Here is a 25,166-nt window from a genome sequence, read left to right as displayed (position 1 = left end):
TCCTCCGGACCACAATTTTCGTACCGAGGATTGTAGGAGCCGACACCCGGTCGCGTCAGCCTCCGTCGCTGCGGCGGGCCGGCTGGGCCAGGATCATCCGGAACGCGAGTACGGCGAAGGCGATCGCCCCGGTGAAGATCACCGCGAAGCCCACCCAGTTGTCGCCGGCCAGCAGAATGTCTCCCTCGGTGGTGCCGCCAGCGGCCAGCACCATCACCGCGAACCAGGCCGCCGCCGGCAACGTCATCGCCCACCGGGCACCCACCGCGCGGATCGCGAACCAGCTCACCAGCACGTTGCCGGCGATCGCCAGCAGCACCGACACTCCGACCAGGTGCCCGCCGACCCGTACCGTGGCCAGCAGCAGCTCCAGAACCGCGGACAGCAGCGCCGCGACCACCGCGACCACCCCGCCGACCGTCCGCAGCCCCACATCCACCAGCTCACGCAGGCCGGTAGGGGCCGGAGCCGACGCCACCGGCGGCGTCGGCTCTACCGCCGACACCTGGCCGGAGACACCGGGCGAGGTCACGGCAGCGGCACCTCGGCGGCCGGCAGCCCGGCGAACAGGTCGGTCTCCCAGCCGCACGGGCCGTCGCCCGGACCCTGCCGGCCGGCGCCGAGGACGAAGTACTCGTAGCCCATGAACTCGCCGCCCACGTTGCCGGCGAGCGCGTACAGCCACGAGTCGTCCGGGATCTGGCTGGCGTGCGCCCGCATGGCGGCCTGCTTCGCCTGGTAGTGGGCGGTGCCGTCGATCCGCGCCGTGATCTGCGGATCGGGGGTGCCGAACGGCAGTTCGTCGACGTGTTCGACGCCGGCGAACGGGTTGTTCGACGCGCCCCGGAACGCGTCGATGCCGGCGGCGAGCACGCTCTTCGGCATCGCGGTGAAGTAGATCTTGTCAGGGGCGACACCCTCGGCGGCGGCCAGCTCGGCGGCGCGCATCGTCACCCGGTGGGCCTGAATGTGGTCGGGGTGACCGTAGAAGCCGTTGTCGTCGTAGGTGACCACCACCTGCGGCCGAGTCTCCCGCAGCACCTCGAGCAGCAACCCGGCGGCCTCGTCCAGATCGGCCTGCCAGAACGCCCGCCGGTGGTCGTTGGTCGGCAGGCCCATCATCCCGGAGTCCCGGTACCGGCCGGCACCGCCGAGGAACCGGTGGTCGGTCACTCCGAGCGCCGCACAGGCGGCGTCGAGCTCGGCGATCCGGTACCCGCCGAGCTGGTCGGCCTGATCAGGGGCCAGTCCGGCGAGGCGCGGCAGGTGGATCTCGCCTTCCTCGCCGAGAGTGCAGGTGACCAGGGTGACCTGCACCCCGGCGGCGGCGTACCGGGCCATCAGGGCACCGGTGCCGATCGTCTCGTCGTCCGGATGGGCATGAACCAGGAGAAGCCGTCGCGCGGCGGCGGGGTCGGTCACTCCGGCAACTTTACGCCGGATGGGCACCGGAGTGGATTACCGGTCTCATCGCTGATCAGCCGGTTCTACGATCCGAGAGTGGAATCTCCGGAGCCTGCCGCCCGTACCCGTGGACCCGTCCGGGGCGCCCCGCACGTGGTGACCGTGGGCGCCGACGGCGCCCGCGTGGTGTTCCTGCGCTCCACCGGCCCGCACGACCCGGCCGCCGGTCTCTGGTCGTTCGAGGTCGACAGCGGCGAGCACCGCCGGATCGCCGACCCGACAATCCTGCTCGGCACCGAACACGCCGCCGGCACCGGGAACACCGCCGGCGTCGGGATCACCCGGTACGCCACCGACCCGGCCGCCCGGGTCGCCGTCTTCGTCCTGGCCGGCCGACTGTTCCGGGCCGACCTGGTGACCGGCGACGTGATCGAGGTACTGGTGGTCGGCTCGGTCACCGATGCCCGGCCGGATCCGACCGGCAGCCGGATCGCGTACGTGTCGGACAGCGACGCGGACCCGGTCGGGCCGGCCGGCGCGACCGGCGGATCCGGCCGCGACGGATCGACCCATGACGGACTCAGCGGCAACGGGCCGGGCGGCGGCCCGGACCGCGACGGTGCCGGCAAGCTCCGGATCGTCCACCCGGACGGCCGTGACGTGCTGCTCGCCGGCGAGGACGGCGACATCACCTGGGCGCTGCCCGACCCGGCTGCGGCCGACTTCGGCCGGGACCGCGGCTACTGGTGGTCACCCGACGGCCAGAGCATCCTCGCCGCCCGGTCCGACCGGTCCCGGCTGCCCCGCTGGCAGTACGCCGATCCGGCGCGGCCCCAGCGGCGGGCCCGCAGCCGGCCGTACCCGATGTGCGGTGGTCCGAACGCCGAGGTGACCCTGCACCTGCTCGACCTCGACGGCGGCTGGGTCGACGTGCACTGGGACCGGGAAACCTACCCGTACCTGGTGTCGGTCGACTGGTCCGACGGCGGCCCACTGATCACCGTGCTGCGCCGGTTGCAGCAGCACGGTCTGGTGCTGTCCATCGACCCACGCACCGGCGAGACCCAGGTACACGCCGAGCTGGCCGACCCCCGGTGGGTGGAGCCGATCCCCGGCACTCCCTGCCACCTGTCCGACGGCCGGGTGCTGGTCGGCGGGGAACTCGCCCACGACGGGTACGACGCCCGCTGCCTGTTCGCCGACGGCACCCTGCTCACCCCGGCGGCGCTGTACGTACGCCGGGTGGTCGGCCGGCTGCCCGGCCGGCACACCAGCCCGGACCTGCTGATCGAGGCGAGTGACGGGGAACCCAGCGAACAGCACCTCTACCGGGTCCGCACCGCGGCCTCCTCGGGTGGCCTGGACGCGGTCCGGCTCACCAGCAGTCCCGGCTGGCATGTCGCCGCGGTCGGCGGTGCCGTACTGGCCGTCGGTTCGGCCACCCTGGACCAGCCCGGGGTGCGTTGGACGATCTACCGGGACGACGCCGAACTCGGCGTGCTGCGGAGCCTGGCGGCCACCCCGGCGGTGACTCCCCGGCCCACGCTGCAACGGGTAACCGACCGCCGGCTGCCGTCCGGTGTGCTGTACCCGCAGTCGCATGTCGCCGGCCGGCGGCTGCCGGTGCTGCTGCAGGTGCACGGCGGACCTGGCCACCAGCAGGTCCGAGCCGAGCGGGCAGGCTGGCTGGCCCGGCAATGGTGGGCCGACGCCGGCTTCGCCGTGGTCACCGTCGACAACCGGGGTACGCCGGGCATCGCGCCGAGTTTCGAGAAGGTGGTGCACCGGCGGCTGGCCGACGTGCTGCTCGCCGACCAGGTAGACGCGCTGACCGCGATCGCGGAGAAACATCCCGACCTCGACCTGGGCCGGGTGGCGGTGCGGGGCACCGGGTTCGGCGGCTGGCTGGCCGGGCTGGCCGCGCTGCGCCGTCCGGACGTGTTCCGGGCCGCCGTGGCGCGCGACCCGGTCACCGACTGGGCGTTGCTGCGCAGCGGGTACGCCGAACGGTTCCTCGGCCTGCCCGAGGAGGGCGGCGAGATCTATCCGCACCACAGCCTGGTGGAGATCGCCGCCGAACCGGTGACCGGCAGCGACGAGCTCCGCCCGCTGCTGCTGGTGCACGGGCTGGCCGACGGCGCCGTGCCGGTGGCGCACACCCTACGGTTGTCCGCCGCGTTGCTGGCCGCCGGCCGACCGCACGCGGTGCTGCCGTTGGCCGCCGGCACCGACCCGGACGCGGCCACCGTGCTGCGCGCCGAACTCGCCTTCGTCCGGCAAGCGTTGGGACCGCTCGGCTGAGCGGCCGCCGGCGGGCGTCGGGATCGCCCGGCCGAGCCGATGTCGCATAAGGTCACAGGGTGACCCAGTTCGAGGTGGCGACGGCCGCCGTGCAGGCGGCACTCGACGCCGGCGCCCGGTACGCCGACGCGCGGGTGATGCACCGCCGTTATGAGTCAATGACCGCACGCAACGGTGAGATCGAGGCGCTGGTTCAGCACAGCGACGCCGGTCTCGGCGTCCGCGCACTGGTCGGTTCCAGTTGGGGCTTCTACGCCGTACCGGATCCGTCGCCGGCGGCGGCGCGGGCCGCCGGTGGTCGGGCGGCGAAGATCGCCGCGGCCAGCGCCCAGGTGCCAGGGCCGCCGATCGACCTGGTGCCGGCCGGGGCCGGCACCGCGAGCTGGGCCAGCCCGTGCCGGGTCGACCCGTTGTCGGTGCCGCTGCCGGACAAGGGCGATCTGCTGGTGTCGGCGACCCGCACGATGCTCGACCACGGCGCCGACCTGGCCGAAGGGCTGTACCAGATCTGGGACACCGAAAAGTGGTTCGTCTCCAGCGAGGGGCACCGGATCGACCAGCGGATCCGCGAGTGCGGTGCGGGGCTGTCCGCGACGGTGATCGGTGACGGGGAGACCCAGCGCCGTTCCTATCCGAGCCACCGCGGCCAGTACGGCACCAGCGGCTGGGAGCTGGTCAACGACCTGGACCTGCCGGCGCACGCCGCGCGGATCGCCGAGGAGGCACGGGCGCTGCTCACCGCGCCGGCCTGCCCGGCCGGGGAGACCACACTGATCCTCGGTGGGGAGCAGATGGCGTTGCAGATCCACGAGTCGGTCGGGCACGCCATCGAACTGGACCGGATCCTCGGCTGGGAGGCCGCCTTCGCCGGCACGTCCTGGCTGGACCTGGCCCAACTCGGCAGCCTGCGGTACGGATCCGAGCTGATGAACGTGACGATCGACCCGACCATCCCGGGCGCGTTGGGCAGTTTCGGGTTCGACGACGAGGGCAGCCCGGCGGTCAAGCGGGACGCGGTCCGGCAGGGCCGGTGGGTCGGCGTACTGGCCGGGCGGGACTCGGCCGCCGTCGCCGGCCTGGACCACGGCGGCAGCGTACGGGCGGACGGCTGGTCGCGGCTGCCGATGGTCCGGATGACCAACGTCGGGCTGGAGCCGGGGCCGCACACGTTGGACGAGATGATCGCGGCGACCGACCACGGGGTGCTGATGGACATCAACCGGTCCTGGTCGATCGACGACAAGCGGCTCAACTTCCAGTTCGGCTGTGAGATCGGCTGGGAGATCCGCAACGGCAAGTTGGGGCGGATGCTGCGCAACCCGACGTACACCGGAATCGGCCCGGTGTTCTGGCGGTCGATGGACATGTTGTCGTCGGAGAGCGTCGCCTGGGGGACGCCGAACTGCGGCAAGGGCCAGCCCGGTCAGGTCGGGCACACCGGGCATCCGGCGGCGCCGGCCCGGTTCACCAACGTCCGGGTGGGGGTACGCGGGTGAGTCTGGACGCGGGGCTGACGGGCGCGGCGACGTCGCCCGCCGAGACCGATCTGGCCCTCCGGGTGGTGGCAGCGGTCCGCCGGGCCGCCGGGCCGGGCGCTCAGGCCGAGGCGTACGTCAGCCACCGGGCGCTGGCGCTGACCCGGTTCGCCAACTCGTTCATCCACCAGAACGTCGCCGAGGCAGTCACCACAGTGTGGCTGCGGCTGCACGTCGACGGCCGGACCGCGATCGGTTCGACCACGCTGACCGGCCCGGACGGGTTGGCCGACCTGGTCGAGCGCACCTTGGCGGCGGCCCGGCTCTGCCCGCCGGATCCGTCCTGGCCGGGGCTCGCCGGACCGGCGCCGCTGCTCGCGGCCGGTTCGTGGGACGAGGCGACCGCGCAGGCCGGTCCTGCGGAGCGGGCGGCCCGGGTGCGGGACTTCGTCGCGGCAGCCGGCGGTCTGGAATGCGCCGGGTTCTGCCGGACCGTGCACCGGTCGACGGGGTTCGCCAACAGCGCCGGGCAGACCGCCGGTGGCCGGGCGGCGGAGGCCGCGATGGACGGGATCGCCCGGACCGACGGCGCCGACGGGGTGGCCCGGCAGGCGGCCGACCGGCTGACCGAGATCGACGGCGCGGCGCTGGGTGCCCGAGCCGCGGTGAAGGCTCGGGCCGGCCGGCACCCGGTCGATCTGCCGCCGGGGCGCTACCCGGTGGTGCTCGAACCGACCGCGGTGCTGGATCTGTTGCAGATGCTGGCCCGGCACGGCTTCGCCGGCAAGGCGCACCATGAGCGGCGGTCGTTCGTCCGGCTCGGTGAGGCCCAGTTCGACCCGGCCATCTCGCTGGTCGACGACCCGGCCACCGGTGGCGGGCTGCCGTTCGACGCCGAGGGCACCCCGACCGGCCGTACGGTGCTGGTGGACGGCGGCCGATCAACGGCGCTCACTCACGACCGACGGACCGCGGCGGCGGCCGGCACCGCTTCGACCGGACACGCGGCACCGGGCAACGTCCCGTGGGGGCCGGTGGGTCAGCATCTGCGGCTGCTCCCGGCCGATGGCTGGCAGTCGGCCAGCGGCGACGGGCCGGCGGCTGGGGGCAGTGCGGCGCTGCTCGGCGGTGCGCAGCGCGGTCTGCTGGTCACCGATCTGTGGTACACCCGGATTCTCGATCCACGCAGCCTGGTGGTGACCGGCCTGACCCGTAACGGTGCGTGGCTCGTCGAGTCCGGTGAGATCGTGGCGGCGGTCCGCAGTCTGCGGTTCACCCAGTCGTATCCGCAGGCGCTCGCGCCCGGTGCGGTGCTGGGCCTGGGCTCGGAGTTGAGCCGGCTGCCGGACAGTTGGGACGACACCTCCTGGCACGCGCCGGCCCTGCACCTGGCGGACTGGCAGATCACCGGCGGCGCCGCCGGCTGACCCCGGCGAAACCTGCGAGATTGACGACGCTAGGCGGATTGCTTAGGTTAGCCATACCTCACTAACTCTGGGGTCCGCGATGGGCGGTGCGGGCTGGTCGACCGCACCGCCCGTCACCCCTGACGACGCGTTCGCTGTCAATCTGTGACCGACGCCGCTCGGGATCCAGTGAGCTTCTGCACATCCACCGCCCTAGCGGCGGGCCGGGCTTTCGTAACCGACGCGATACCGGCAAGACTCCCTTGCGCATACGGCCGCCGGTACTGGGCGTAACGTGTGCACCGGACCAGCGCCCGCCGATGCGTGTGGTGCGGGTTCCGGAGCACGCGGTCGCACGGCATCTGGGCTCTGCCCTGCTACGCCACAGACCGGCCGAAGATATCCGGGTCCGCCCTTGCACGGGTCGGGCCCCGTCAGGGAGACAGGATGACGACTACGGCAACGATGCCGGGGCAGGCGCGGGCGCGCGCCGCCATCGCGGCGAAGACGTTGCGCACCGACCGGTGGTGGCTACCCCCGCTGATCACCGTGATCGGACTCGGTGCCTGGGTCACCTACGCCACCGTCCGGGTATTCATGCACGACTTCTACTGGGTCCAGGAGCACCACTACCTCACCCCGTTCTACTCACCGTGCGTCACCGAGCGCTGCGTACCGGAGGCGGCGCACTTCGGCCGGTTCCTACCCGGCTGGTGGATCATCCCGGACGCGGCGCTGACCCTGCCGTTCCTGCTGCTGTTCCGGCTGACCTGCTACTACTACCGCAAGGCCTACTACCGGGCGTTCTGGCTGAGCCCGCCGGCCTGCGCGGTGCCGGACGGCCACCAGCGCTACACCGGCGAGACCCGCTTCCCGCTGGTCTTCCAGAACGTGCACCGCTACGCCTTCTACGCCGCCGCGATCATCTCGCTGATCAACACCTGGGACGCGGTCCTCGCCTTCGACGGCGAGAACGGCTTCGGTGTCGGCCTGGGCAACGTCATCCTGCTCGGCAACGTGATCATGCTGTGGGCGTACACGCTGTCCTGCCACTCCTGCCGGCACATCGCCGGTGGCCGGCTGAAGCACTTCTCCAAGCACCCGGTGCGCTACCGGATCTGGACGTTCATCTCCAAGCTCAACGTCCGGCACATGCAGTTGGCCTGGATCACCCTCGGCACGCTCGCGCTGACCGACTTCTACGTGATGGCGCTGTCCGCCGGCTGGTTCGGCGACCTGCGGTTCTTCAACTAAGGGCTTGGACGATATGACTACCCGAATCGAACGACACCACTACGACGTCGTGGTCATCGGCGCCGGCGGCGCCGGGCTGCGGGCGGCGATCGAGGCCCGGCTGGCCGGCAAACGTACCGCGATCATCTCCAAGTCGCTGTTCGGCAAGGCGCACACGGTGATGGCCGAGGGCGGCGCGGCGGCGGCCATGGGCAACGTGAACAGCCGCGACAGCTGGCAGGTGCACTTTCGCGACACCATGCGCGGCGGCAAGTTCCTCAACAACTTCCGGATGGCCGAACTGCACGCCAAGGAGTCACCGCAGCGGATCTGGGAGCTGGAGACGTACGGCGCGCTGTTCGACCGTACGAAGGACGGCAAGATCTCGCAGCGCAACTTCGGCGGTCACGAGTACCCGCGACTGGCCCACGTCGGTGACCGCACCGGCCTGGAGCTGATCCGTACCCTGCAGCAGAAGATCGTCTCGCTGCAGCAGGAGGACAAGCGGGAGTACGGCGTCCACGACGCCCGGATCAAGGTCTTCGCCGAGACCACCATCACCGAGCTGATGCTGGAGGACGGGCCGGACGGCCCCCGGGTCGCCGGCGCCTTCGGCTACTACCGGGAGAGCGGCGAGTTCGTGCTCTTCGAGGCGCCGGCGGTGGTGCTGGCCACCGGCGGGGTCGGCAAGTCGTACAAGGTCACCTCCAACTCCTGGGAGTACACCGGCGACGGGCACGCGCTGGCCCTGCGGGCCGGCGCCACTCTGATCAACATGGAGTTCCTGCAGTTCCACCCGACCGGCATGGTCTGGCCGCCGTCGGTCAAGGGCATCCTGGTCACCGAGTCGGTCCGGGGCGACGGCGGCGTGCTGCGCAACACCGACGGCAAGCGGTTCATGTTCGACTACGTTCCCGACGTGTTTCGCAAGCAGTACGCGGAGACCGAGGAGGAGGCGGACCGCTGGTACACCGACCCGGACAACAACCGGCGTCCGCCGGAGCTGCTGCCCCGTGACGAGGTCGCCCGCGCGATCAACAGCGAGGTCAAGGCCGGTCGTGGTACGGAGTCCGGCGGCGTACTGCTGGACATCGCCAGCCGGCTCCCGGCCGAGGAGATCCGTCGCCGGCTGCCGTCGATGTACCACCAGTTCAAGGAGCTGGCCGACGTCGACATCACCAGGCAGCCGATGGAGGTCGGGCCGACCTGCCACTACGTGATGGGTGGTGTCGAGGTCGACCCGGACACCGCCGCAGCGGCCGGCCGGATCAGCGGCCTGTTCGCCGCCGGTGAGGTCTCCGGCGGCATGCACGGCTCCAACCGCCTCGGCGGCAACTCCCTGTCCGACCTGCTGGTCTTCGGCAAGCGGGCCGGTGAACACGCGGCCGCGTACGTCGGCGGGCTGGACCGGCGGCCGAAGGTCTCGGCCGACGAGGTGGAGCAGGCGGTGGACCAGGCGCTGGCGCCGCTGTCGCGCGACACCGGGGAGAACCCGTACACCCTGCAGCAGGACCTGCAGGCGGTGATGGGCGACCTGGTCGGCATCATCCGGCGCGAAGGTGAACTGGCGGATTCGCTGGTCAGGCTGGCCGAGCTGCGCGAGCGCGTGGTCAAGGTCAGCGCCGCCGGCGGCCGGCGTTACAACCCGGGTTGGCACCTGGCGCTGGACCTGCGCAACATGCTGGTGGTGTCGGAGTGCACCGCCAAGGCCGCGCTGGAGCGCACCGAGTCCCGCGGCGGGCACACCCGCGAGGACCACCCGACCATGGCCCCGACGTGGCGCACGGTCAACCTGGTCTGCTCGCTGGACGGTGACACGGTCAAGCTGGAGCCCAAGCCGCTGCCGAAGATGCGCCCGGAGCTGATCAAGCTCTTCGACCGGGCGGAGCTGGCCAAGTATCTGACCGACGAGGAGTTGGCGGAGTTCGACGCGCTGGCGCAGGACGCGCTCGCTGAGGAGGCGGACAACTGATGGGCACCAAGCGCCACTTCAGGGTGTGGCGGGGCGACGAGACCGGCGGCGACCTGCAGGACTACCAGGTGGAGGTGAACGAGGGCGAGGTTGTCCTCGACGTCATCCACCGGCTGCAGGCCACCGAGGCTCCGGATCTGGCCTGCCGGTGGAACTGCAAGGCCGGCAAGTGCGGCTCCTGCTCCATGGAGATCAACGGCATGCCGAAGCTGGGCTGCATGACGCGGATGTCGACGTTCGAGGAGAACGAGACGATCAGCGTCAGCCCGCTGCGGACCTTCCCGGTGATCCGCGACCTGGTCACCGACGTCTCGTTCAACTACCAGAAGTCGTTGGAGACGCCGGCGTTCAGCCCGCCGGAGGACCTTGCCCCCGGCGAGTACCGGATGCAGCAGGTCGACGTGGAACGTTCGCAGGAGTTCCGCAAGTGCATCGAATGCTTCCTCTGCCAGAACACCTGCCACGTGGTACGTGACCACGAGGACAACAAGACCGCGTTCTCCGGTCCCCGGGTGTTCATCCGCGCCGCCGAGCTGGACATGCATCCGCTGGACACCAGGACCGACCGCAAGCAGTACGCGCAGGCGCAGCAGGGGCTGGGCTACTGCAACATCACCAAGTGCTGTACCGAGGTCTGCCCCGAGCACATCAAGATCACCGACAACGCGATCATCCCGATGAAGGAACGCGTCGTCGACCGGCGGTACGATCCCCTCGTGTGGCTCGGCAGCAAGATCTTCCGGCGGGGACAGAACGGCACGGCGGCGAGTGGACCGGCGCTCGGCGAGTCCGGCCTGGACCAGCCGGCCGCCACGACCGCCGGGCTGCCGGCGGACGGCGACCACAGCGCGGCGGCCGACGCCGAGCGCGGGGTCAACTGGCACCGCCAGGTGCCCCGCCCGCAGGCGGCGGCGGTGGACGAGAAGGGCCACCTGCCGATCAGCGAGCTGGCGTTCGACAAGCCGGCCGCGCCGTCGCCGTTCGGCGAGGACGTCACTTTCCCACTGCCGGACAAGTCGCTCAACTACCACCACCCGGACCAGGACCGCTGAGCCGGTCTCACCCGGACCAGGACCGCTGACCGCCCCTCCCGGTGCTTCGTGCGCCGGGAGGGGCGGTTTCTTTCCGTGGTCGCCGGGGTTGCCCGCCAGCCATTGACGGTCGTAACATCCTCGGCGGAGCCGGGAACGGACCTTGTCCACCGTTTCCGTCGTGGGGCGGCGTCGGGCCGCCGGACCCACGGCACCAGCCTGTACTGCGGGCTGCTCGCCGAAGGACTCCCCCACCATGATCCCGCTCCGCCTCCGGCGCCACCGCCTGCCCGCACTCGTCGTCGCCGCCCTCGTCGTCGCCGGCGTGACCGTCGTCTGGCTGGCACCGGACGCCGACGCCAGCGAACTCTGCGGGCGGGCCGACACGATCGACATCACCGACAAGCGGTACGTGGTGATGAACAACATCTGGGGTGCGGACACCCCGCAGTGCCTGACCGTCGACGCGGCCGGCCAGTTCGAGGTGACCCACACCGAGCACGACAAGCGGGACGGCTCCGCCGTCGCCTACCCGACCATCTACCAGGGCTGCCACTGGGGCAACTGCACCGTCGGCAGCGGCCTGCCGATCAAGGTACGGCAGTTGCGCTCCGCCCGGTCCGACTGGACGATCGACACCCAGGACGCCACCGGCCGCTGGAACGCCGCGTACGACCTGTGGTTCCACACCGACGCCAACGCCCACCGCTCCCCCGACGGCGCCGAACTGATGGTCTGGCTGGATCGGGCCGGCGGGGCCGAGCCGGCCGGGACGCTGGTGGCGCGGGGAGTGACCCTGGCCGGGGCGACCTGGGACGTCTACTACGCCGACTGGCACTGGAACTACGTGGCGTACGTGCGTACCACGCCGGTCGACGAGGTACGGGACCTGGAGTTGGCGGCGTTCACCCGGGACGCGGTGGGCCGCGGCTACCTCGACCGGGACTGGTACCTCAGCGGGGTCGAGGCGGGTTTCGAGATCTGGCACGGCGGTGCCGGGCTCACCTCCCGGGCGTTCCAGGTCGCGATCAACCTCTGATCGTCGGTCGCGCCGTCGGTCATCGAGCCGAGAGGGAGAGTGTCGCGCCGATGTGGCCGTCGTTCTCGACCGACTCCGCCAGGAGCCAGGCGACCTGCGTACGAGCCACTTTCATGCTGCGGGTCGCACCGGTGGTCGAGACGAACGGCGGCTCGGCCGGGTCGTCGTCGGTGAGGTTCACCGGTTGAACTGCGGTCCAGTCCAGGCCACTGGACCGCACGATCCGCTCCTGCCTCTCGGTGTCGACGATCTGCGGTCGTAGGAGGACCCAGAAGACCAGACGCTGGAGCATGGGCAGGTGCGTCCGGGTGGGTCCGACGCCGTACGACGTCTGCACCACCAACCGGCGTACGCCGTGACGACGCATCGCCTCGACAACGACACCGGTCCCCCGGGAACGGACATCCAGCGGCGTGTGCGCCGGACCACGCAGCCTGACCCCCACCGGGTTCTCGCTGATGCCCAGCGTGACGATCACCGCATCCTGACCACGCACTGCCTTGTCGACGTCACCAGGGTCGGTGGCGTCGCCATTCACCCCGCGCAGCAAGCCGCCATCGACCTGCCCGGCCACCGTCGTCGCGTTCCGCGAGAACGCGGTGACCTCATGGCCCCGGTGGCCGAGTTCCCGCACCGTGGCACGGCCGGACCCACCGGATGCACCGACCACCAGTACCTTCATCGCTGCTCCCCCTGTCGTCGTTGCCGCCAGTGCGCGGCTCCCCATCGACAAAATCAGTTCCGGGTCGGCGAGGATATGATCGGGAAACGCGAAAGTATGCTCGATCGTCCAGGAATCGCGATGGTGAAACTCGAGGTCGATGCGCCGTGGGTGTCGGTGGACCCGGTCGGGGAAGCACTGCACCTGCTGCGGATGACCGGGATCTTCTACTGCCGCACCGAGGTCAGCGCCCCATGGGCGCTGGAGATGCCGCCGTTCGGCGATTGTCTGAGTGTCCATGTCGTGACGTCCGGTGGCTGCTGGCTACGTGTCGGGGACGCGCCACCACTGCAGTTGAGCGCCGGCGACCTCGCGCTCGTGCCGCATGGCCGTGGGCATCTGCTGATGAGCAGCCCACAGACCGGACAGGCCGGAAAGGCCGGACGGGTCGACCTGCTACCGCAGGAACATCTCAACGCGCACTACTCGATACTCCGTCACGGTGGCGGCGGCGAGACGTCCACGCTGGTCTGCGCAGTGGTGTCGTTCGAGGGGCCGGCCGCTCACCAACTCGTACGGCTGCTGCCACCGGTCATCCATGCGACCGGGTCGGACCCGCGGACCAGTGGCTGGATCGGTGCCACCCTCGCGTTGCTGACCAGCGAGGTGTCGGACCTTCGCCCGGGCGGGGAAGCCGTCACCACCAGACTCGCTGACATCCTGGTGATCCAGGCGATCAGGTCATGGATCGACAGCGACGACCCGCAGGCGCGAGCCGGATGGCTCGGCGCGCTGTCAGACCCACTGATCGGGCGGGCCATCGCGGCGATCCACCGCGAACCCAGCCGTACCTGGACCGTCGCCTCGCTGGCGCGCGTAGCCGCGATGTCGCGGTCGTCGTTCGCGGCCCGGTTCACCCGGCTCGTCGGTGAACCGGTACTCCAGTACGTCACCCGGTGGCGGATGCACGTCGCGCTCGCCAGGCTCGAACAGGGCCAGACGACGGTCCGCGAACTGGCCGGCCAGTCCGGCTACGGATCGGAAGCCGCGTTCAGCCGGGCGTTCAAACGCATGATCGGAGTCGCTCCCGGCTCGGTCCGCGGTAGTCGCGACCCGAGCGCCAGCCCATACTGAGCCGCAGCCTGTACTGGACACCACAGCACCCGGCATCAGCCGTCGTGCGGCCTGCTGCCGGCGTGCAGCAACGGACGGAGCTCGGCGACGATCGGCTGATCTGCGGGCAGCCAGGTGACCTGATCGAGTTCGTCGGCCGCCAGCCAGCGCAGAGCTGAGTGCTCGAGCGCGGTCGGCTGCGCCGGTCCGAGCAGTCCGGCGAGGTAGACCCGCAGCACCGACCGGCCGTGGCCGAGCGGCTGGTCGGGGCCGACCCGGTCACCCACCGTGATCGCAACCCCGAGTTCCTCGCGGCACTCACGGATCAGGGCATCGGTCTCGGTCTCGCCGCTCTCCACCTTGCCGCCGGGAAACTCCCACTTGCCGGCCGCGCCCGGTGGATGGGTCCGGGCACACGCCAGCACCCGACCGTCAACGACGATCGCCGCCCCGACCACCACCTGACGCCTCGCCCGCCCGCTCCGCACAGCAGATGAGCCTGCCAGATCAATCAGCATTTCGGGTAACCCTGCTGACTGCTAGGACAGCAGATGACGGAAGGGTGGACGTGGACACACCAACCAGTTAGCGGCCAGACTGGGGACCACCGACCAAGACACAGGATGGCGACGATTTGGCCACAAGCCGGCAACGACGCCTGGGAGGTGTGGCTTTGCGAGCACTCTGGTCCAGCCGGACCGGCCGCGACTACCTTAGCGATGCGCTCACGCAACTGGACGGGTGGACGCAGGACGGCCAGCAACTCCGGCGAACCCTGCTGCTCGACGACAGCCAGCACGCCGAGCTCACCGAGCGGATCAAGGTAGCAGCCGACGCCCTGCACCTGCGGCCCGACGTACGCCGAGCCGACGGACAGACCCAGATCCGGCTCGGCTCCCCCGACGGCGACAAGATCACCGACGGCGACGTCGCACTCGCGGCCCGCATCGAGGACGCCTACCGTACGGTCGTCGACCTGCGCTGATCCCGCGTCCCCCGCACGGATCACCGCTGACCGCAGCGACCTCGCTCATCGCTGGCGTGGTTGTGCCCGCCGCCTACCCTCGGGCACATGGCGAACGTGGCGTACGACCGGCGGGAGCAACTTCGGCAGATCGAGAGCGGGCTGCTCGACGGGGAGCAGGTGATCGCGGTCTACGACGCGATCGGCACCGGCACCGGCTTCATCGGGCTGACCAACCGCCGGGTGATCATCCAGGACAAGTCGTTCGTCGGCAAAAAGGTCGCCATCACCAGCATCCCGTACTCGAAGATCACCAGCGTGAGCGTAGTGAGCAACAAGTCCTGGGGCGGCTCGTACTTCTCGTCCGGCGCCATCGCGATCAACGTCGGCACCCACACCTACGAGGTCGAGTTCCGTGGCGACCAGAAGTCCCACCACGTACACAACGTGATCCTGCACTACATCTCGTGACCGACCGCGGGACCGACAGACAGCAGGGCTGACCGCTCGATTATGTCCATCCCGCGCTCAACCTAAGCGGCTTCCGGCTTCTCCGGCTCGACACCGCCGGCTCGCAGGATCCGCCGGACCTGTTCCCGGCCGTAGCCAGTCACCCGAGCGATCTCGCCCACGCGGGCACCGCCTCGGTATGCAGTCACGATTGCGGCCGCAAGCCGCTTCCGTACCTGTGGCACCTCGGCACGCGCTGAAGCGACTTCCGCGAGCCCATCCTGCACGCGTCGGAGCGCAGCCCGGTACGCCTCCGCTGCCGCCTCAAGGTCACCTGCCACGGCGGAAGGTGCCTCAGGGCTTCGGGTCTGGCGTAACGAACGTGCCGCGACCGGCGAAGGTGACCACACGGCCTTCCTCGCGTAGCACGTCAAGCGCGGCCCGCACGGTGCCACGCGCCACGAGGTACGTCTGCGCCAACGTCACCTCACCAGGCAGCTTGCGCCCCGGCAGCCAATCGCCGCTATCGATCTGCGCGTTGAGCGCATCGGCCACCTGCTCGGCAAACGAACGCGGCGACCACGGGTCGACCATGCTCACAGGCTGCCACCTGTCCAGCCGACCGATGCTATCCATTCAGTTCACCAGCCCAAAACCCACCCGCACCGCGGATTCCCAGACGAAGCGCGCGGCGATACGACGCCTCCTCAGGAGCCGTGGTCGGTCCGAGAGTGCTGCCGGGGCACGGGACGGTGCAGATCTGGGCCGACGCCGGCTCAGGCGGAACCGGTCAGCGGGTGGATGTTGCCGTCGACCGCCTTCGGTTGGCCAATATCGACTCCGGCGAAGGCGTCAAGGCCCTATACCGACTGGGACCGTTCCACCACCAAGGCTGACCCCTCCGTTCAGCGTCGAGGTGAGTCTCACGCACCTCAAAACCGCCTCGTAAGGTGTCTGAGCCTCACCTCGATGCGGCGCAGACATCGAGACTGAACGACGGTAAGTCAACAGAAGCCGGCTGTTACGGTGAGGAACATGACCGCAGTGCCCGAGTGGATGCGGCCGCCCCGCCCTGAAGGGTGGTACGCCGACGACCTCGACCAGCTCCCGCAGGCGCCCCGTCACACCGAGCTGATCGACGGAGCACTCGTCTTCATGATGTCCCCCCAGCGGGCTTGGCACGGCCGAGCTGTCTCCGCTTTGCTCTTCGCTCTCATGGAGCAGGCGCCAGCAGGCGTCGAGATTGAGCGGGAGATGACGATTCGGCTCGACGAACGGAACCGCCCCGAGCCCGATCTCCTCGCCACGCGGGCTCCCTACTACGACCCGGACTGCACCTTCTACACACCCGACCAGGTGCTGTTGGTCGTCGAGGTGGTGTCGCCGGAGTCGGCCCACCGCGACCGGACAGTCAAGCTGCGCAAGTACGCGGAAGCCGGCATTCCGCACTACTGGCGCGTCGAGGACGAGGGTGGATCACCGGTGGTCCACGCATACGAGCTCGACGAGCCCACCCGGTCGTACGTCGCGACCGGGATCCACCGCCACGAGCTGCACACCACGACGCCGTTCGAGCTCAAGCTGAATCTGGACGGGCTTGTGCCCGGTCGCAAGAGCTGAGCCGGGCAGCCGCTCAACTGCCTGACGCATCTCTGCCACGGCCGCAGGGCCGGCCTACAGCCTGATGACCCGAACCCGATGCCCGCACAACCTGGTCATGTCGTCGACATCCGACGTCAAGACCGCGACCGGCGCGGGTAGTCGTAGCGCCATCTCGGCGACCATGGCATCGATGGCGTACTTGTGCCCGTGCAGCCCCGCCGCCTTCAACAGCCCCGCACTGCGACGGGCGTTCTCTTCCGTCACCGCCTCCACACGAATGCGGGACAACAGCCAGGTCAGCCGAGCGGTGTCCACGCCGGTGTGGGAAACCTCGATGATCGTGGCAGCCGACATGGCCAGATCAGCCCCGTCACGCTCCGCCTGCTCCAGCAGTCGCATCACCATGCGATCCCGGCCGATCCATCCCGAGAAGCCTTGCGAGTCGAGCACAAGCGATTCGAGGCTCACGCCGCCCGGTCCGTCTCCCTGGTCCCGTACAGAAGCGCCTGGGCCTCGGCCATCTCCTGATCGGTGAACGCCCCGGACTCAGCTTGATAGCGGTCCAACTCCTCCCGGAGAAGCCTCCGCCGTTCAGCCCGCTCGGCCAGCTCGGTGAGGTAGCCGGAGACGTTGTCGGTGTGCGACTTCATGCTCTCCAGCAGCTCCACCGGCAGCGTGATCGTGACCTTCCTCGTCCTCGCCATCCAGCAACCATACCACGGTATTACCGCGAGCTGGGCACAGCTGCTACCACCTCGCAGACACCGCTAATTCTGGGACGAGGCACACGCCGGCTCGTGCCCGGCATGCCGGAATCAGACGTTGAAGCGGAACTCGACGACGTCGCCATCCTGCATGACGTACTCCTTGCCCTCCATCCGGACCTTGCCGGCCGCCTTGGCCGCCGCCATCGTGCCGGCCGCGACCAGGTCGTCGTAGGAGACGATCTCGGCCTTGATGAAGCCGCGCTGGAAGTCGGAGTGGATCACCCCGGCGGCCTCCGGCGCGGTCGCCCCAACCGGGATGGTCCAGGCCCGCGCCTCCTTCGGCCCGGCGGTGAGGTACGTCTGCAGCCCAAGCGTACGGAATCCGACCCGGATCAGCTGGTTGAGCCCCGGCTCGCTCTGCCCGGTCGACTCCAGCAGCTCCATCGCCTCGTCGTCCGGCAGATCGATCAACTCGGACTCGATCTTGGCGTCCATGAAGACCGCCTCGGCCGGGGCGACCAGCGCCCGCAGCTCGGCGAGCAGCTCGGCATTGCCCAGCTCGTCCTCGTCGACGTTGAAGACGTACAGGAACGGCTTGGTGGTGAGCAGGTGCAGCTCACGCAGCTCGGCGACGTCGATGCCGGCGGCGGCCGCACCCGCGTACAGCGTGGTCCCGCCGTCGAGCAGCGCGGCGGCGGCCTTCGCGGCGGCGTGGATCGCCGCCCGGTCCTTGCGCAGCCGGGCTTCCTTCTCCAGCCGGGGCAGCGCCTTCTCCAAGGTCTGCAGGTCGGCCAGGATCAGCTCGGTGTTGATCGTGGCGATGTCATCACCCGGGGAGACCTTGCCGTCGACGTGCACCACGTTCGGGTCGGAGAAGACCCGCACGACCTGGCAGATCGCGGCGGCGTCGCGGATGTTGGCCAGGAAGGCGTTGCCTCGGCCCTGCCCCTTGGACGCGCCCCGCACCAGACCGGCGATGTCGACGAACGACACCGGCGCCGGGATGGTCTTCTCCGAGCCGAAGATCTCCGCCAGCCTGCCCAGCCGCCCGTCCGGCAGCCCCACCACCCCGACGTTCGGCTCGATCGTGGCGAAGGGGTAGTTCGCCGCGAGGACGTCGTTCTTGGTGAGCGCGTTGAACAGGGTGCTCTTGCCGACGTTGGGCAGGCCGACGATGCCGATGGTGAGACTCACGTCGGTCGAGTCTACGCAGCGTCCGGTGGCGGGTCAGGCGCAGGCGGTCTTCAGCTTCTCCGCCAGCTCGGCCAGGCGACCCTCCACCTGTCCCATCGGGGTGTTGTCGTCCGGGTCGACGATCTGGGCGGCGAACTCGGACGCCTCGGTCAACGCCTGCTGCACGTCGGCGTCGACCGGGTCGGCGGCGAGCGACTCCAGCATTGCCGAGAGGTCGGTGAACTTGGCCCGGAACTCGGCGTCGGCGGTCTCCGCAGCCGTCCCGCCCTCAGCCACTGCGGCGATGAGGTCGGCGAAGTACGCCTCGATGGTCGATGCAGTCTCCTCGGCGACCGGTACCGCCGTGTCGCATGCCGTCTTGGTGGCCGCGGCGGCCCCGCCCTCGGCGGAGCCGGCCGACTCCGCGTCGGCCGACGCGGTCGCCGTCGGCGATGACGTCTGACCGGCGGCGGTGTCGGTTTCGCTGTCGCCACCGCCGCAGCCGGCCAGGGTCAACGCGAGCGCCGTCGCAGCGGCGGCGGTGATCAGGGTACGTCGCATCGAAGATCCGTCCATTGAGAGGCGAGCAAACTGGACCAGGCTAACGGACGTCTGCTCCCGGCCCGCCCGGCCCCTCGTGGACGTCACTCGCAGACGGCGCGGAAATCTTCTGGGATCGCCACCACGGCGGCGACCTGCTCGTCGCTGAGCGGAGTCTCACCGATCTCGGTGGCGGCCTCGATCGCGGCCGTACTCTCGGTCAGCACCGTCCGCAGTTCGTCCGACACCGGGCCGGTGGCCAGTGAGGTGAGCGTCGCCGACCAGCCGCGCATCTGCGCCTCGAAGTTGTCCTTCGCGTCCGCCGGCGCCCCCGCGCTGGCCGTCGGGTCGGCGAACTGGTTGACGTCACGCTGGAAACCGGCGGCGAAGTCGCTGCTCATCGATACCGCCTGATTGCAGGCGGCGTTGGTGGCGGCGAGGATGTCGGCCTCACTGGCGGTGCTGCTGCCGACGGTCGGCGACGGCGCGCCCGTCGGCGGCGGCTCGGTGCCGCAGCCGGTGAATCCGAGGATCAGGGCCGAGCCGAGGACGGCGCTGGCCAGTAGGCGACGCATGATATCTACCGACTCCTTTATCGAGGTGCACCAAACTGTGCCACTCTATCGATCCAGGAGCCAGGTCGCCGAACGGAGCCCATCGACCGACACAGATGGCGAGAGCGCCGCTGCCAGCAGTTGATGGTGAGCATCGTCATGTTACTTACCAGTGACGCGTGCTCTACCGTCTGCGCAGGGCAACGGCGCCGTGTGCCCAGCGCGGCCAGACCCGGCAGCACCGGGCGGTACCCGCTGCGAGCGGCGTACCGTTGCCGCCCGGACGGACGTTCGGGTGGACGACAAGGTCCGGGCGAGCGGGGAGCGGGTGGCGTGGTGGCGAACGGGGCGGCGGCGCTGGCGCGGCCGGTGGTGGAACGGGCACGCATCGCGGTCGCGATCGCGTTCGGGGTCAGTGGTCTGGCGTTCGCCTCGTGGATCTCCCGTACCCCGGCGATCCGCGACGCCCTCGATCTGACCAACGCCCAGTTCGGGCTGCTGCTGTTGTGCACGTCGGTGGGCGCGGTCAGCGCGCTGCCGCTGTCCGGTCCGCTGGTACACGCGATCGGGCCCCACCGGACGGTGCTGCTGGGCGCCGCGGCCGTGACCGTCGGGATGCTCGCCGTCGCAGTCGGTGTGGCGGTCGTCTCACCGCCACTGGCCGGCGCCGGGCTGCTGCTGACCGGCACCGGGTTGAGCAGCTGGGACGTGGCGATGAACGTTGAGGGTGCCGACGTCGAGCGCCGGCTCGACCGCCCGCTGATGCCCCGTTTCCACGCCGGCTTCAGCCTGGGTACGGTGACCGGCGCGCTCCTCGGGGCCGGGTGTGCCTGGCTGGCGGTGCCGGTCGACTGGCAACTCGCCGTCACCGCACTGCTGGTGATCGCCTCGATCGCCGCGGCCGTACGGATGTTCCTGCCGGTCCCGGTGCGGGTGCCCGGCGCGGCAGCACCCCGGTCCGGGGTGCTGCGTGCCTGGCGGGAGCCGCGCACCCTGCTGATCGGTCTGCTGGTGCTGGCCTTCGCGTTCGTCGAAGGGGTGGCGAACGACTGGCTCACCCTGGCCGTGGTCGACGGCTACCAAGTCGGTGACGCGGTCGGCGCGGTCGCATTCGGGGTGTTTGTCGCGGCGATGACCGCCGCCCGGATGGTCGGCGGTACGGCGTTGCAACGCTGGGGACGGGTGACGGTGCTGCGGGCGACGGCGGTGCTCGCCCTGATCGGCCTGGCCCTGGTGGTGTTCGGGCCGACGCTGCCGCTGGCGCTGCTCGGGGCACTGCTGTGGGGCGCCGGGGCGTCGCTCGGCTTCCCGGTCGGGATGAGCGCGGCCGCCGACGAGGCCGACCGGGCGGCGGTACGGGTGTCGGTGGTCAGTTCGATCGGCTACACCTCGTTCCTGGCCGGTCCGCCACTGATCGGTTTCCTGGCCGAGCAGGTCGGCATCCTACGATCGCTGCTGGTGGTGCTCGGGGCGTTGGCGATCGGCCTGCTGGCCGCCGGCGCTACCCGGCCGGCCGGCACGGGCGGCACGGCCAGCGCTACCCAGCCGGCCGGCACGGGCCAGGGCTCGTGACTGCAGGTCCGATTCCCGCCAGCCGACCGGGCCGGCAAGCGGGCAGGATCGACCCATGGAGCTCGACTTCGAGCGGTGCTACCGAGTGGTGGACAGCCGCGACCAGCGCTTCGATGGCTGGTTCTACACCGGCGTGACGTCGACCGGCATCTACTGCCGGCCGTCCTGCCCGGCGGTCACCCCGAAGCGGGACAACGTTCGGTTCTTTGCCTCGGCGGCCGCCGCGCAACAGGCCGGGCTGCGCGCCTGCCGGCGCTGCCACCCCGACGCCACCCCGGGTTCGCCCGACTGGGACCGCCGCGCCGACCTGGTCGGGCGGGCGATGCGGTTGATCGGCGACGGGGTGGTGGACCGCGGCGGCGTACCGGGGCTGGCCCGCCGGCTCGGCTACACCGAACGGCATCTCACCCGGGTGCTGACCGAGCAGGTGGGGGCCGGCCCGCTGGCGTTGGCCAGGGCGCAGCGTGCGCAGACGGCCCGGATCCTGGTGGAGCGGACCGCTCTGACCGTCGCCGAGATCGCGTTCGCGGCCGGGTTCGGCAGCGTCCGGCAGTTCAACGACACGTTCCGGACGGTGTACGGCGGCCCGCCGTCGACGCTGCGCGGCCGCGTACGGCCCGGTGCGCCCGACCGGGCCGGGGTGATCACCGTACGGCTGGCGTTCCGTCGGCCGATGGCGGTCGACGCCGTACTCGGATTCCTGGCCGACCGGGCGGTGCCCGGCGTGGAGTCCGCCGACGGCGGCAGATACCGGCGTGCGCTGCGGTTGCCGTACGGCACCGGCACGGTGGCGCTCACCCCGCACGACGGTTTCCTCGCCGCCGCGTTGCGCCTCGCCGACCTGCGTGATCTGGCACCGGCGGTGTCCCGCTGCCGCCGGCTGTTCGACCTGGACGCCGACCCGGCGGCGGTGGACGCCGTGCTGGGTGCCGATCCGGCGTTCGCCGCTGCTGTCGCCGCCGAGCCCGGGGTCCGGGTGCCGGGCGCGGTGGACGGCTTCGAACTGGCGGTACGGGCCGTGGTCGGGCAGCAGATCTCGGTGTCCGCCGCCCGCCGGGTGCTGGCCCGCCTCTGCGCGGCGACCGCGTCGCGAACAGCCCCGCCTGCGGACGGGTCGCGAACAGCCCCGCCTGCGGACGGGTCGCGAACAGCCCTGCCTGCGGACGGCCTGGCGCCGTTCCCGGGCCCGGCCGAACTGCTCGCCCTACCCGACGACGCCTTCGCGATGCCAGCCACCCGGCGCGGCACGCTGCGCGCGTTGGCCGCCGGGGTCGCCGACGGCGACATCGGGCTCGACCTGGGCAGCGACCGGGCCGAGCTGTCGCACCGGCTCACCGCACTGCCCGGCATCGGCCCGTGGACCGCCGGTTATGTGGCGATGCGGGCGCTCGGCGACCCGGATGTGCTGCTCGGCACCGACCTGGGGGTACGGCGCGGCGCGGCGGCGCTCGGCCTGCCCGCCTCCCCCGCAGACCTGACCACCCACGCTGAGCGCTGGCGGCCCTGGCGGTCCTACGCCAACCTGCGGCTGTGGCGGTCCGCCACGCCAACGAAATCTACATCGGAGTGAATGATGACAACGTCTTCGACATTGGACGCGAGTACGATCGCCACGGCGGTCGGGCCGCTGACACTGATCGCCGACCCGGACGGGGCACTGCGGGCCGCCGGCTTCACCGCCGACCCGGACGACCTGCTCGCCGTGGTCCACCCCGACCTGCGCGGACCGGTCCGCCACCGGGCCGACCTCGGCGACGTCACCCGCGCCGTACGGTCCTACCTGGCCGGTGAGCTCACTGCGATCGACCAGCTCCCGGTCAGTCAGCGCGGCGGTCCGTTCCAGCGCACCGCCTGGTCGGCGCTGCGTGAGGTGAAGCCCGGCGGGCCGGTCAGCTATACGGCGTTCGCCCTGCGCTCCGGCCGCCCGGCAGCGGTCCGGGCGGCAGCCGGCGCCTGCGCCCGCAACGCGGTCGCGCTGGTGGTCCCCTGCCACCGGGTGCTGCGCGGCGACGGCACGCTGGGCGGCTACCGATGGGGTCTGCCGATCAAGAAGTGGCTGCTCGACCATGAATCGCAGGTGACCTTCGCAGGGCAGTGAACCGGTGCCGGCACCGGCTACCGTCGTGGTGTGGACGCCGTACCCGACCGATCTCCGCCCCGGCGGCGCGCCGTCCACAATCTCTGGCGACTGCGCTGTTACCTGCGCCCGTACCTCGGTCAACTTGGTTGGCTGCTGGCGGCCGCCGCAGCAGCGACCGGGGCCGGCATCGCCATCCCGCTGGTCATCGCCGAGGTGGTGGACGGCCCGGTGGCCGCTGGTGATCCCGCTGGTCTGCTGTTCCTCGGTGGACTCGCCCTGCTGCTCGGCGTCGTCGAGGCGGTGCTCATCTTCATCCGGCGGTGGACACAGAGTGCCTCGTCGATCGGGATGGAGAGCACCATCCGCGACGACATCTACGCCCACCTGCAGCGACTCCCGGTCACCTTCCACGACCAGTGGCAGTCCGGGCAGCTGCTGTCCCGGGCGATCAGCGATCTGTCGGTTATCCGACGCTTCCTCTCCTTCGGCCTGCTGTTCCTGATCCTCAACTCGGCGACCTACCTGACCGTGGTGGCGCTGCTGCTGCACCTGTACTGGCCGTTGGGACTGGTGGTGGCGGCCAGCGCCCTACCGCTATACCTGTTCAGCCACCAGTTCACCCGCGCCTACCTGCGGGTGTCCCGACGAATGCAGGACCAGCAGGGTGACCTGGCCACCCTGGTCGAGGAGTCCGCGCAAGGGCTGCGGACCATCATTTCGTTCGGGCGCGGGCCGTACCTCACCGCGCGCTTCACCGACCTGGCCCGCGAGCTGCACGACACCGCGGTCGGCAAGGGCCGGCTGCTCGCCCATGCCTCGGCCCGCTACGACCTGGTGCCGAACGCGAGCCTCGCGGTCGTGCTGGTTGTCGGGGCTGTCGCCGTCGCCGACCAGCAGCTCACCATCGGTCAACTGGTCGCCTTCGTCACCCTGCAACTGATGCTGATCTGGCCGATCAAGTCGCTGGGCTGGATCATCTCGCACGCCCAGGAGGCGATGACCGCCGCCGACCGGATTCAGGAGGTGCTGGACACCTCGCCGTCGATCGTCGACCGACCGGATGCCATCAGGATCCGGGTCGGTGAGGTCCGCGGCGAGTTGCGTTTCGACAACGTCACCTTCGGCTACCCGGGGACGCCGGAGCCGGTGCTGCGCGGCGTCGACCTCACCGTACGGCCGGGTGAGACGTTGGCCATCGCCGGCCTGACCGGCAGCGGCAAGACCAGCCTGGTGTCGCTGGTGCCGCGGCTGTACGACGTCACCGGCGGGCGGATCACCCTGGACGGTCATGACCTGCGCGACCTGCGCCTCGACGAGCTGCGCCGGTGCGTCGGCGTGGCGTTCGAGGACCCCACCCTGTTCTCGATGTCGGTCCGGGAGAATTTGACCCTCGGCCGCCCGGACGCCACCGACGCCGAGGTGCACGCCGCGGTCCGGTTGGCGCAGGCCGACTTCGTCCACGACCTGCCCTGGGGGTTGCGGACCCGAATCGGCGAGCAGGGGCTGTCACTGTCCGGCGGACAGCGGCAGCGGCTGGCGCTGGCCCGGGCGGTGCTGGGCCGGCCCCGGGTGCTGGTGCTCGACGACCCGCTGTCCGCCCTGGACGTGCACACCGAGGCGTTGGTGGAGCAGGCGCTGCGCCGAGTGCTGGTCGGCACCACCGCGCTGCTGGTGGTGCACCGGCCGTCCACGGTCGCGTTGGCCGACCGGGTGGCACTGCTGGACGCGGGCCGGATCGCGGCTGTCGGCACCCACACCGAACTGCTCGCCACCGTGCCCGCCTACCGGGCCGTACTCTCCGCCGACGGACCCGGCCTGGTCAGGTCGCGGTGAACCGGACCGACGGTGCCGGCGGTACCGCAGATCGCGACGCGAGCAGGTACGACGAC

General features: G+C 70.8%; 24 protein-coding genes and 2 pseudogenes. 16 read left to right on the top strand and 10 right to left on the bottom strand.

Features of this window, described 5'->3' with window-relative positions:
• Positions 1-55: 55 nt before the first annotated feature.
• Together O7610_RS28170 and mshB are read right to left on the bottom strand one after the other, a co-directional pair.
• The gene (locus O7610_RS28170; RefSeq protein ID WP_281553372.1) at positions 56-532 is read right to left on the bottom strand and encodes a hypothetical protein; all 477 of its coding nucleotides are present in this window, start codon (positions 530-532) and stop codon (positions 56-58) included.
• Positions 529-1,422: an N-acetyl-1-D-myo-inositol-2-amino-2-deoxy-alpha-D-glucopyranoside deacetylase gene (gene mshB / locus O7610_RS28165; RefSeq protein ID WP_281553371.1), complete on the bottom strand. Its 894-nt coding sequence runs from the start codon at positions 1,420-1,422 to the stop codon at positions 529-531. Before mshB ends, O7610_RS28170 begins: the two co-directional genes overlap by 4 nt.
• Positions 1,423-1,500: 78 nt before the next feature.
• Between mshB and O7610_RS28160 the strand changes: the two genes are divergently transcribed.
• The 8 genes and pseudogenes from O7610_RS28160 to O7610_RS28130 all read left to right on the top strand — a co-directional run bounded on the left by O7610_RS28160 (position 1,501) and on the right by O7610_RS28130 (position 11,861).
• Complete coding sequence (locus O7610_RS28160) at positions 1,501-3,705, top strand: S9 family peptidase (protein WP_289212231.1); 2,205 nt, start codon at positions 1,501-1,503, stop codon at positions 3,703-3,705.
• Positions 3,706-3,764: 59 nt separating this feature from the next.
• Positions 3,765-5,201, top strand: a complete 1,437-nt coding sequence (locus O7610_RS28155) for a TldD/PmbA family protein (RefSeq protein ID WP_281567452.1) — start codon at positions 3,765-3,767, stop codon at positions 5,199-5,201.
• A gap of 14 nt (positions 5,202-5,215) precedes the next feature.
• The gene (locus O7610_RS28150; protein WP_281567490.1) at positions 5,216-6,607 is read left to right on the top strand and encodes a TldD/PmbA family protein; all 1,392 of its coding nucleotides are present in this window, start codon (positions 5,216-5,218) and stop codon (positions 6,605-6,607) included.
• A gap of 426 nt (positions 6,608-7,033) precedes the next feature.
• Entirely contained in the window at positions 7,034-7,840 is an 807-nt protein-coding gene (gene sdhC / locus O7610_RS28145) for a succinate dehydrogenase subunit SdhC (RefSeq protein ID WP_281553368.1), read from the top strand.
• Between the two features lie 13 nt (positions 7,841-7,853).
• Positions 7,854-9,791, top strand: coding sequence for a fumarate reductase/succinate dehydrogenase flavoprotein subunit (locus tag O7610_RS28140; protein ID WP_281567453.1), 1,938 nt, complete (start codon positions 7,854-7,856; stop codon positions 9,789-9,791).
• Positions 9,791-10,543 (top strand): annotated as a pseudogene (locus tag O7610_RS28135) (succinate dehydrogenase/fumarate reductase iron-sulfur subunit); the annotation flags it as partial. The gene O7610_RS28140 and the pseudogene O7610_RS28135, both read left to right, overlap by 1 nt.
• 93 nt (positions 10,544-10,636) lie before the next feature.
• A pseudogene (locus tag O7610_RS30940) lies at positions 10,637-10,843 on the top strand (succinate dehydrogenase/fumarate reductase iron-sulfur subunit); the annotation flags it as partial.
• 235 nt (positions 10,844-11,078) lie between these two features.
• Positions 11,079-11,861 (top strand): GH12 family glycosyl hydrolase domain-containing protein, encoded by a 783-nt coding sequence (locus O7610_RS28130; protein WP_281567454.1) that lies wholly within the window; start codon positions 11,079-11,081, stop codon positions 11,859-11,861.
• Positions 11,862-11,880: 19 nt separating this feature from the next.
• Here the strand turns inward: O7610_RS28130 and O7610_RS28125 are convergent, their stop codons facing one another.
• Positions 11,881-12,726, bottom strand: a complete 846-nt coding sequence (locus tag O7610_RS28125) for an NAD(P)-dependent oxidoreductase (RefSeq protein ID WP_281553364.1) — start codon at positions 12,724-12,726, stop codon at positions 11,881-11,883.
• Here O7610_RS28125 and O7610_RS28120 point away from each other — a divergent pair.
• Positions 12,664-13,656 (top strand): AraC family transcriptional regulator, encoded by a 993-nt coding sequence (locus tag O7610_RS28120; RefSeq protein WP_281567455.1) that lies wholly within the window; start codon positions 12,664-12,666, stop codon positions 13,654-13,656. The genes O7610_RS28125 and O7610_RS28120 overlap by 63 nt on opposite strands.
• Before the next feature lie 35 nt (positions 13,657-13,691).
• Here O7610_RS28120 and O7610_RS28115 read toward each other — a convergent pair whose 3' ends face one another.
• Positions 13,692-14,153, bottom strand: coding sequence for a (deoxy)nucleoside triphosphate pyrophosphohydrolase (locus tag O7610_RS28115; RefSeq protein ID WP_278167161.1), 462 nt, complete (start codon positions 14,151-14,153; stop codon positions 13,692-13,694).
• 155 nt (positions 14,154-14,308) lie between these two features.
• Between O7610_RS28115 and O7610_RS28110 the strand changes: the two genes are divergently transcribed.
• Together O7610_RS28110 and O7610_RS28105 are read left to right on the top strand one after the other, a co-directional pair.
• Positions 14,309-14,620, top strand: coding sequence for a 4a-hydroxytetrahydrobiopterin dehydratase (locus O7610_RS28110; RefSeq protein ID WP_281567456.1), 312 nt, complete (start codon positions 14,309-14,311; stop codon positions 14,618-14,620).
• A gap of 87 nt (positions 14,621-14,707) precedes the next feature.
• Positions 14,708-15,070, top strand: coding sequence for a PH domain-containing protein (locus tag O7610_RS28105; protein ID WP_123605368.1), 363 nt, complete (start codon positions 14,708-14,710; stop codon positions 15,068-15,070).
• Between the two features lie 333 nt (positions 15,071-15,403).
• Here the strand turns inward: O7610_RS28105 and O7610_RS28100 are convergent, their stop codons facing one another.
• Entirely contained in the window at positions 15,404-15,643 is a 240-nt protein-coding gene (locus O7610_RS28100; RefSeq protein ID WP_281567491.1) for a GntR family transcriptional regulator, read from the bottom strand.
• 441 nt (positions 15,644-16,084) lie between these two features.
• On the opposite strand from O7610_RS28100, the gene O7610_RS28095 reads away from it, so the two are divergent.
• The gene (locus O7610_RS28095) at positions 16,085-16,669 is read left to right on the top strand and encodes a Uma2 family endonuclease (RefSeq protein WP_278167158.1); all 585 of its coding nucleotides are present in this window, start codon (positions 16,085-16,087) and stop codon (positions 16,667-16,669) included.
• A 54-nt stretch (positions 16,670-16,723) separates the two neighbouring features.
• On the opposite strand, the gene O7610_RS28090 is transcribed toward O7610_RS28095, so the two are convergent.
• The 5 genes from O7610_RS28090 to O7610_RS28070 form a co-directional block, all read right to left on the bottom strand.
• The gene (locus tag O7610_RS28090) at positions 16,724-17,119 is read right to left on the bottom strand and encodes a PIN domain-containing protein (RefSeq protein WP_281567457.1); all 396 of its coding nucleotides are present in this window, start codon (positions 17,117-17,119) and stop codon (positions 16,724-16,726) included.
• On the bottom strand, positions 17,116-17,355 hold the full coding sequence (locus O7610_RS28085; protein WP_123605371.1) for a hypothetical protein: 240 nt from the start codon (positions 17,353-17,355) through the stop codon (positions 17,116-17,118). Before O7610_RS28085 ends, O7610_RS28090 begins: the two co-directional genes overlap by 4 nt.
• A gap of 111 nt (positions 17,356-17,466) precedes the next feature.
• Positions 17,467-18,552 carry a redox-regulated ATPase YchF gene (ychF, locus tag O7610_RS28080; RefSeq protein ID WP_281553360.1) on the bottom strand — a complete coding sequence of 362 codons (1,086 nt, stop codon included), beginning with the start codon at positions 18,550-18,552 and terminating at the stop codon, positions 17,467-17,469.
• Positions 18,553-18,585: 33 nt separating this feature from the next.
• Positions 18,586-19,092, bottom strand: coding sequence for a hypothetical protein (locus tag O7610_RS28075; protein WP_281553359.1), 507 nt, complete (start codon positions 19,090-19,092; stop codon positions 18,586-18,588).
• An 83-nt stretch (positions 19,093-19,175) separates the two neighbouring features.
• The gene (locus O7610_RS28070; protein ID WP_281567458.1) at positions 19,176-19,646 is read right to left on the bottom strand and encodes a hypothetical protein; all 471 of its coding nucleotides are present in this window, start codon (positions 19,644-19,646) and stop codon (positions 19,176-19,178) included.
• A gap of 312 nt (positions 19,647-19,958) precedes the next feature.
• Between O7610_RS28070 and O7610_RS28065 the strand changes: the two genes are divergently transcribed.
• Genes O7610_RS28065 through O7610_RS28050 form a run of 4 tightly spaced genes read left to right on the top strand, consistent with a single transcriptional unit; the run spans position 19,959 to position 25,110 of the window.
• A complete protein-coding gene (locus tag O7610_RS28065) occupies positions 19,959-21,197 on the top strand; it encodes an MFS transporter (protein WP_281567459.1) in 1,239 nt (412 codons plus the stop codon).
• Positions 21,198-21,252: 55 nt separating this feature from the next.
• Complete coding sequence (locus O7610_RS28060) at positions 21,253-22,767, top strand: AlkA N-terminal domain-containing protein (protein WP_281567460.1); 1,515 nt, start codon at positions 21,253-21,255, stop codon at positions 22,765-22,767.
• Entirely contained in the window at positions 22,768-23,295 is a 528-nt protein-coding gene (locus O7610_RS28055) for a methylated-DNA--[protein]-cysteine S-methyltransferase (RefSeq protein ID WP_281567461.1), read from the top strand.
• Positions 23,296-23,325: 30 nt separating this feature from the next.
• Positions 23,326-25,110, top strand: a complete 1,785-nt coding sequence (locus tag O7610_RS28050; RefSeq protein WP_281553354.1) for an ABC transporter ATP-binding protein — start codon at positions 23,326-23,328, stop codon at positions 25,108-25,110.
• Positions 25,111-25,166 lie beyond the last annotated feature (56 nt).

This window comes from Solwaraspora sp. WMMA2065, from assembly GCF_030345075.1.
In the GTDB taxonomy this organism is placed as follows: domain Bacteria; phylum Actinomycetota; class Actinomycetes; order Mycobacteriales; family Micromonosporaceae; genus Micromonospora_E.
Note: the sequence above shows the minus strand (reverse complement) of the source record. Positions and strands in the feature narration are given on the sequence as shown.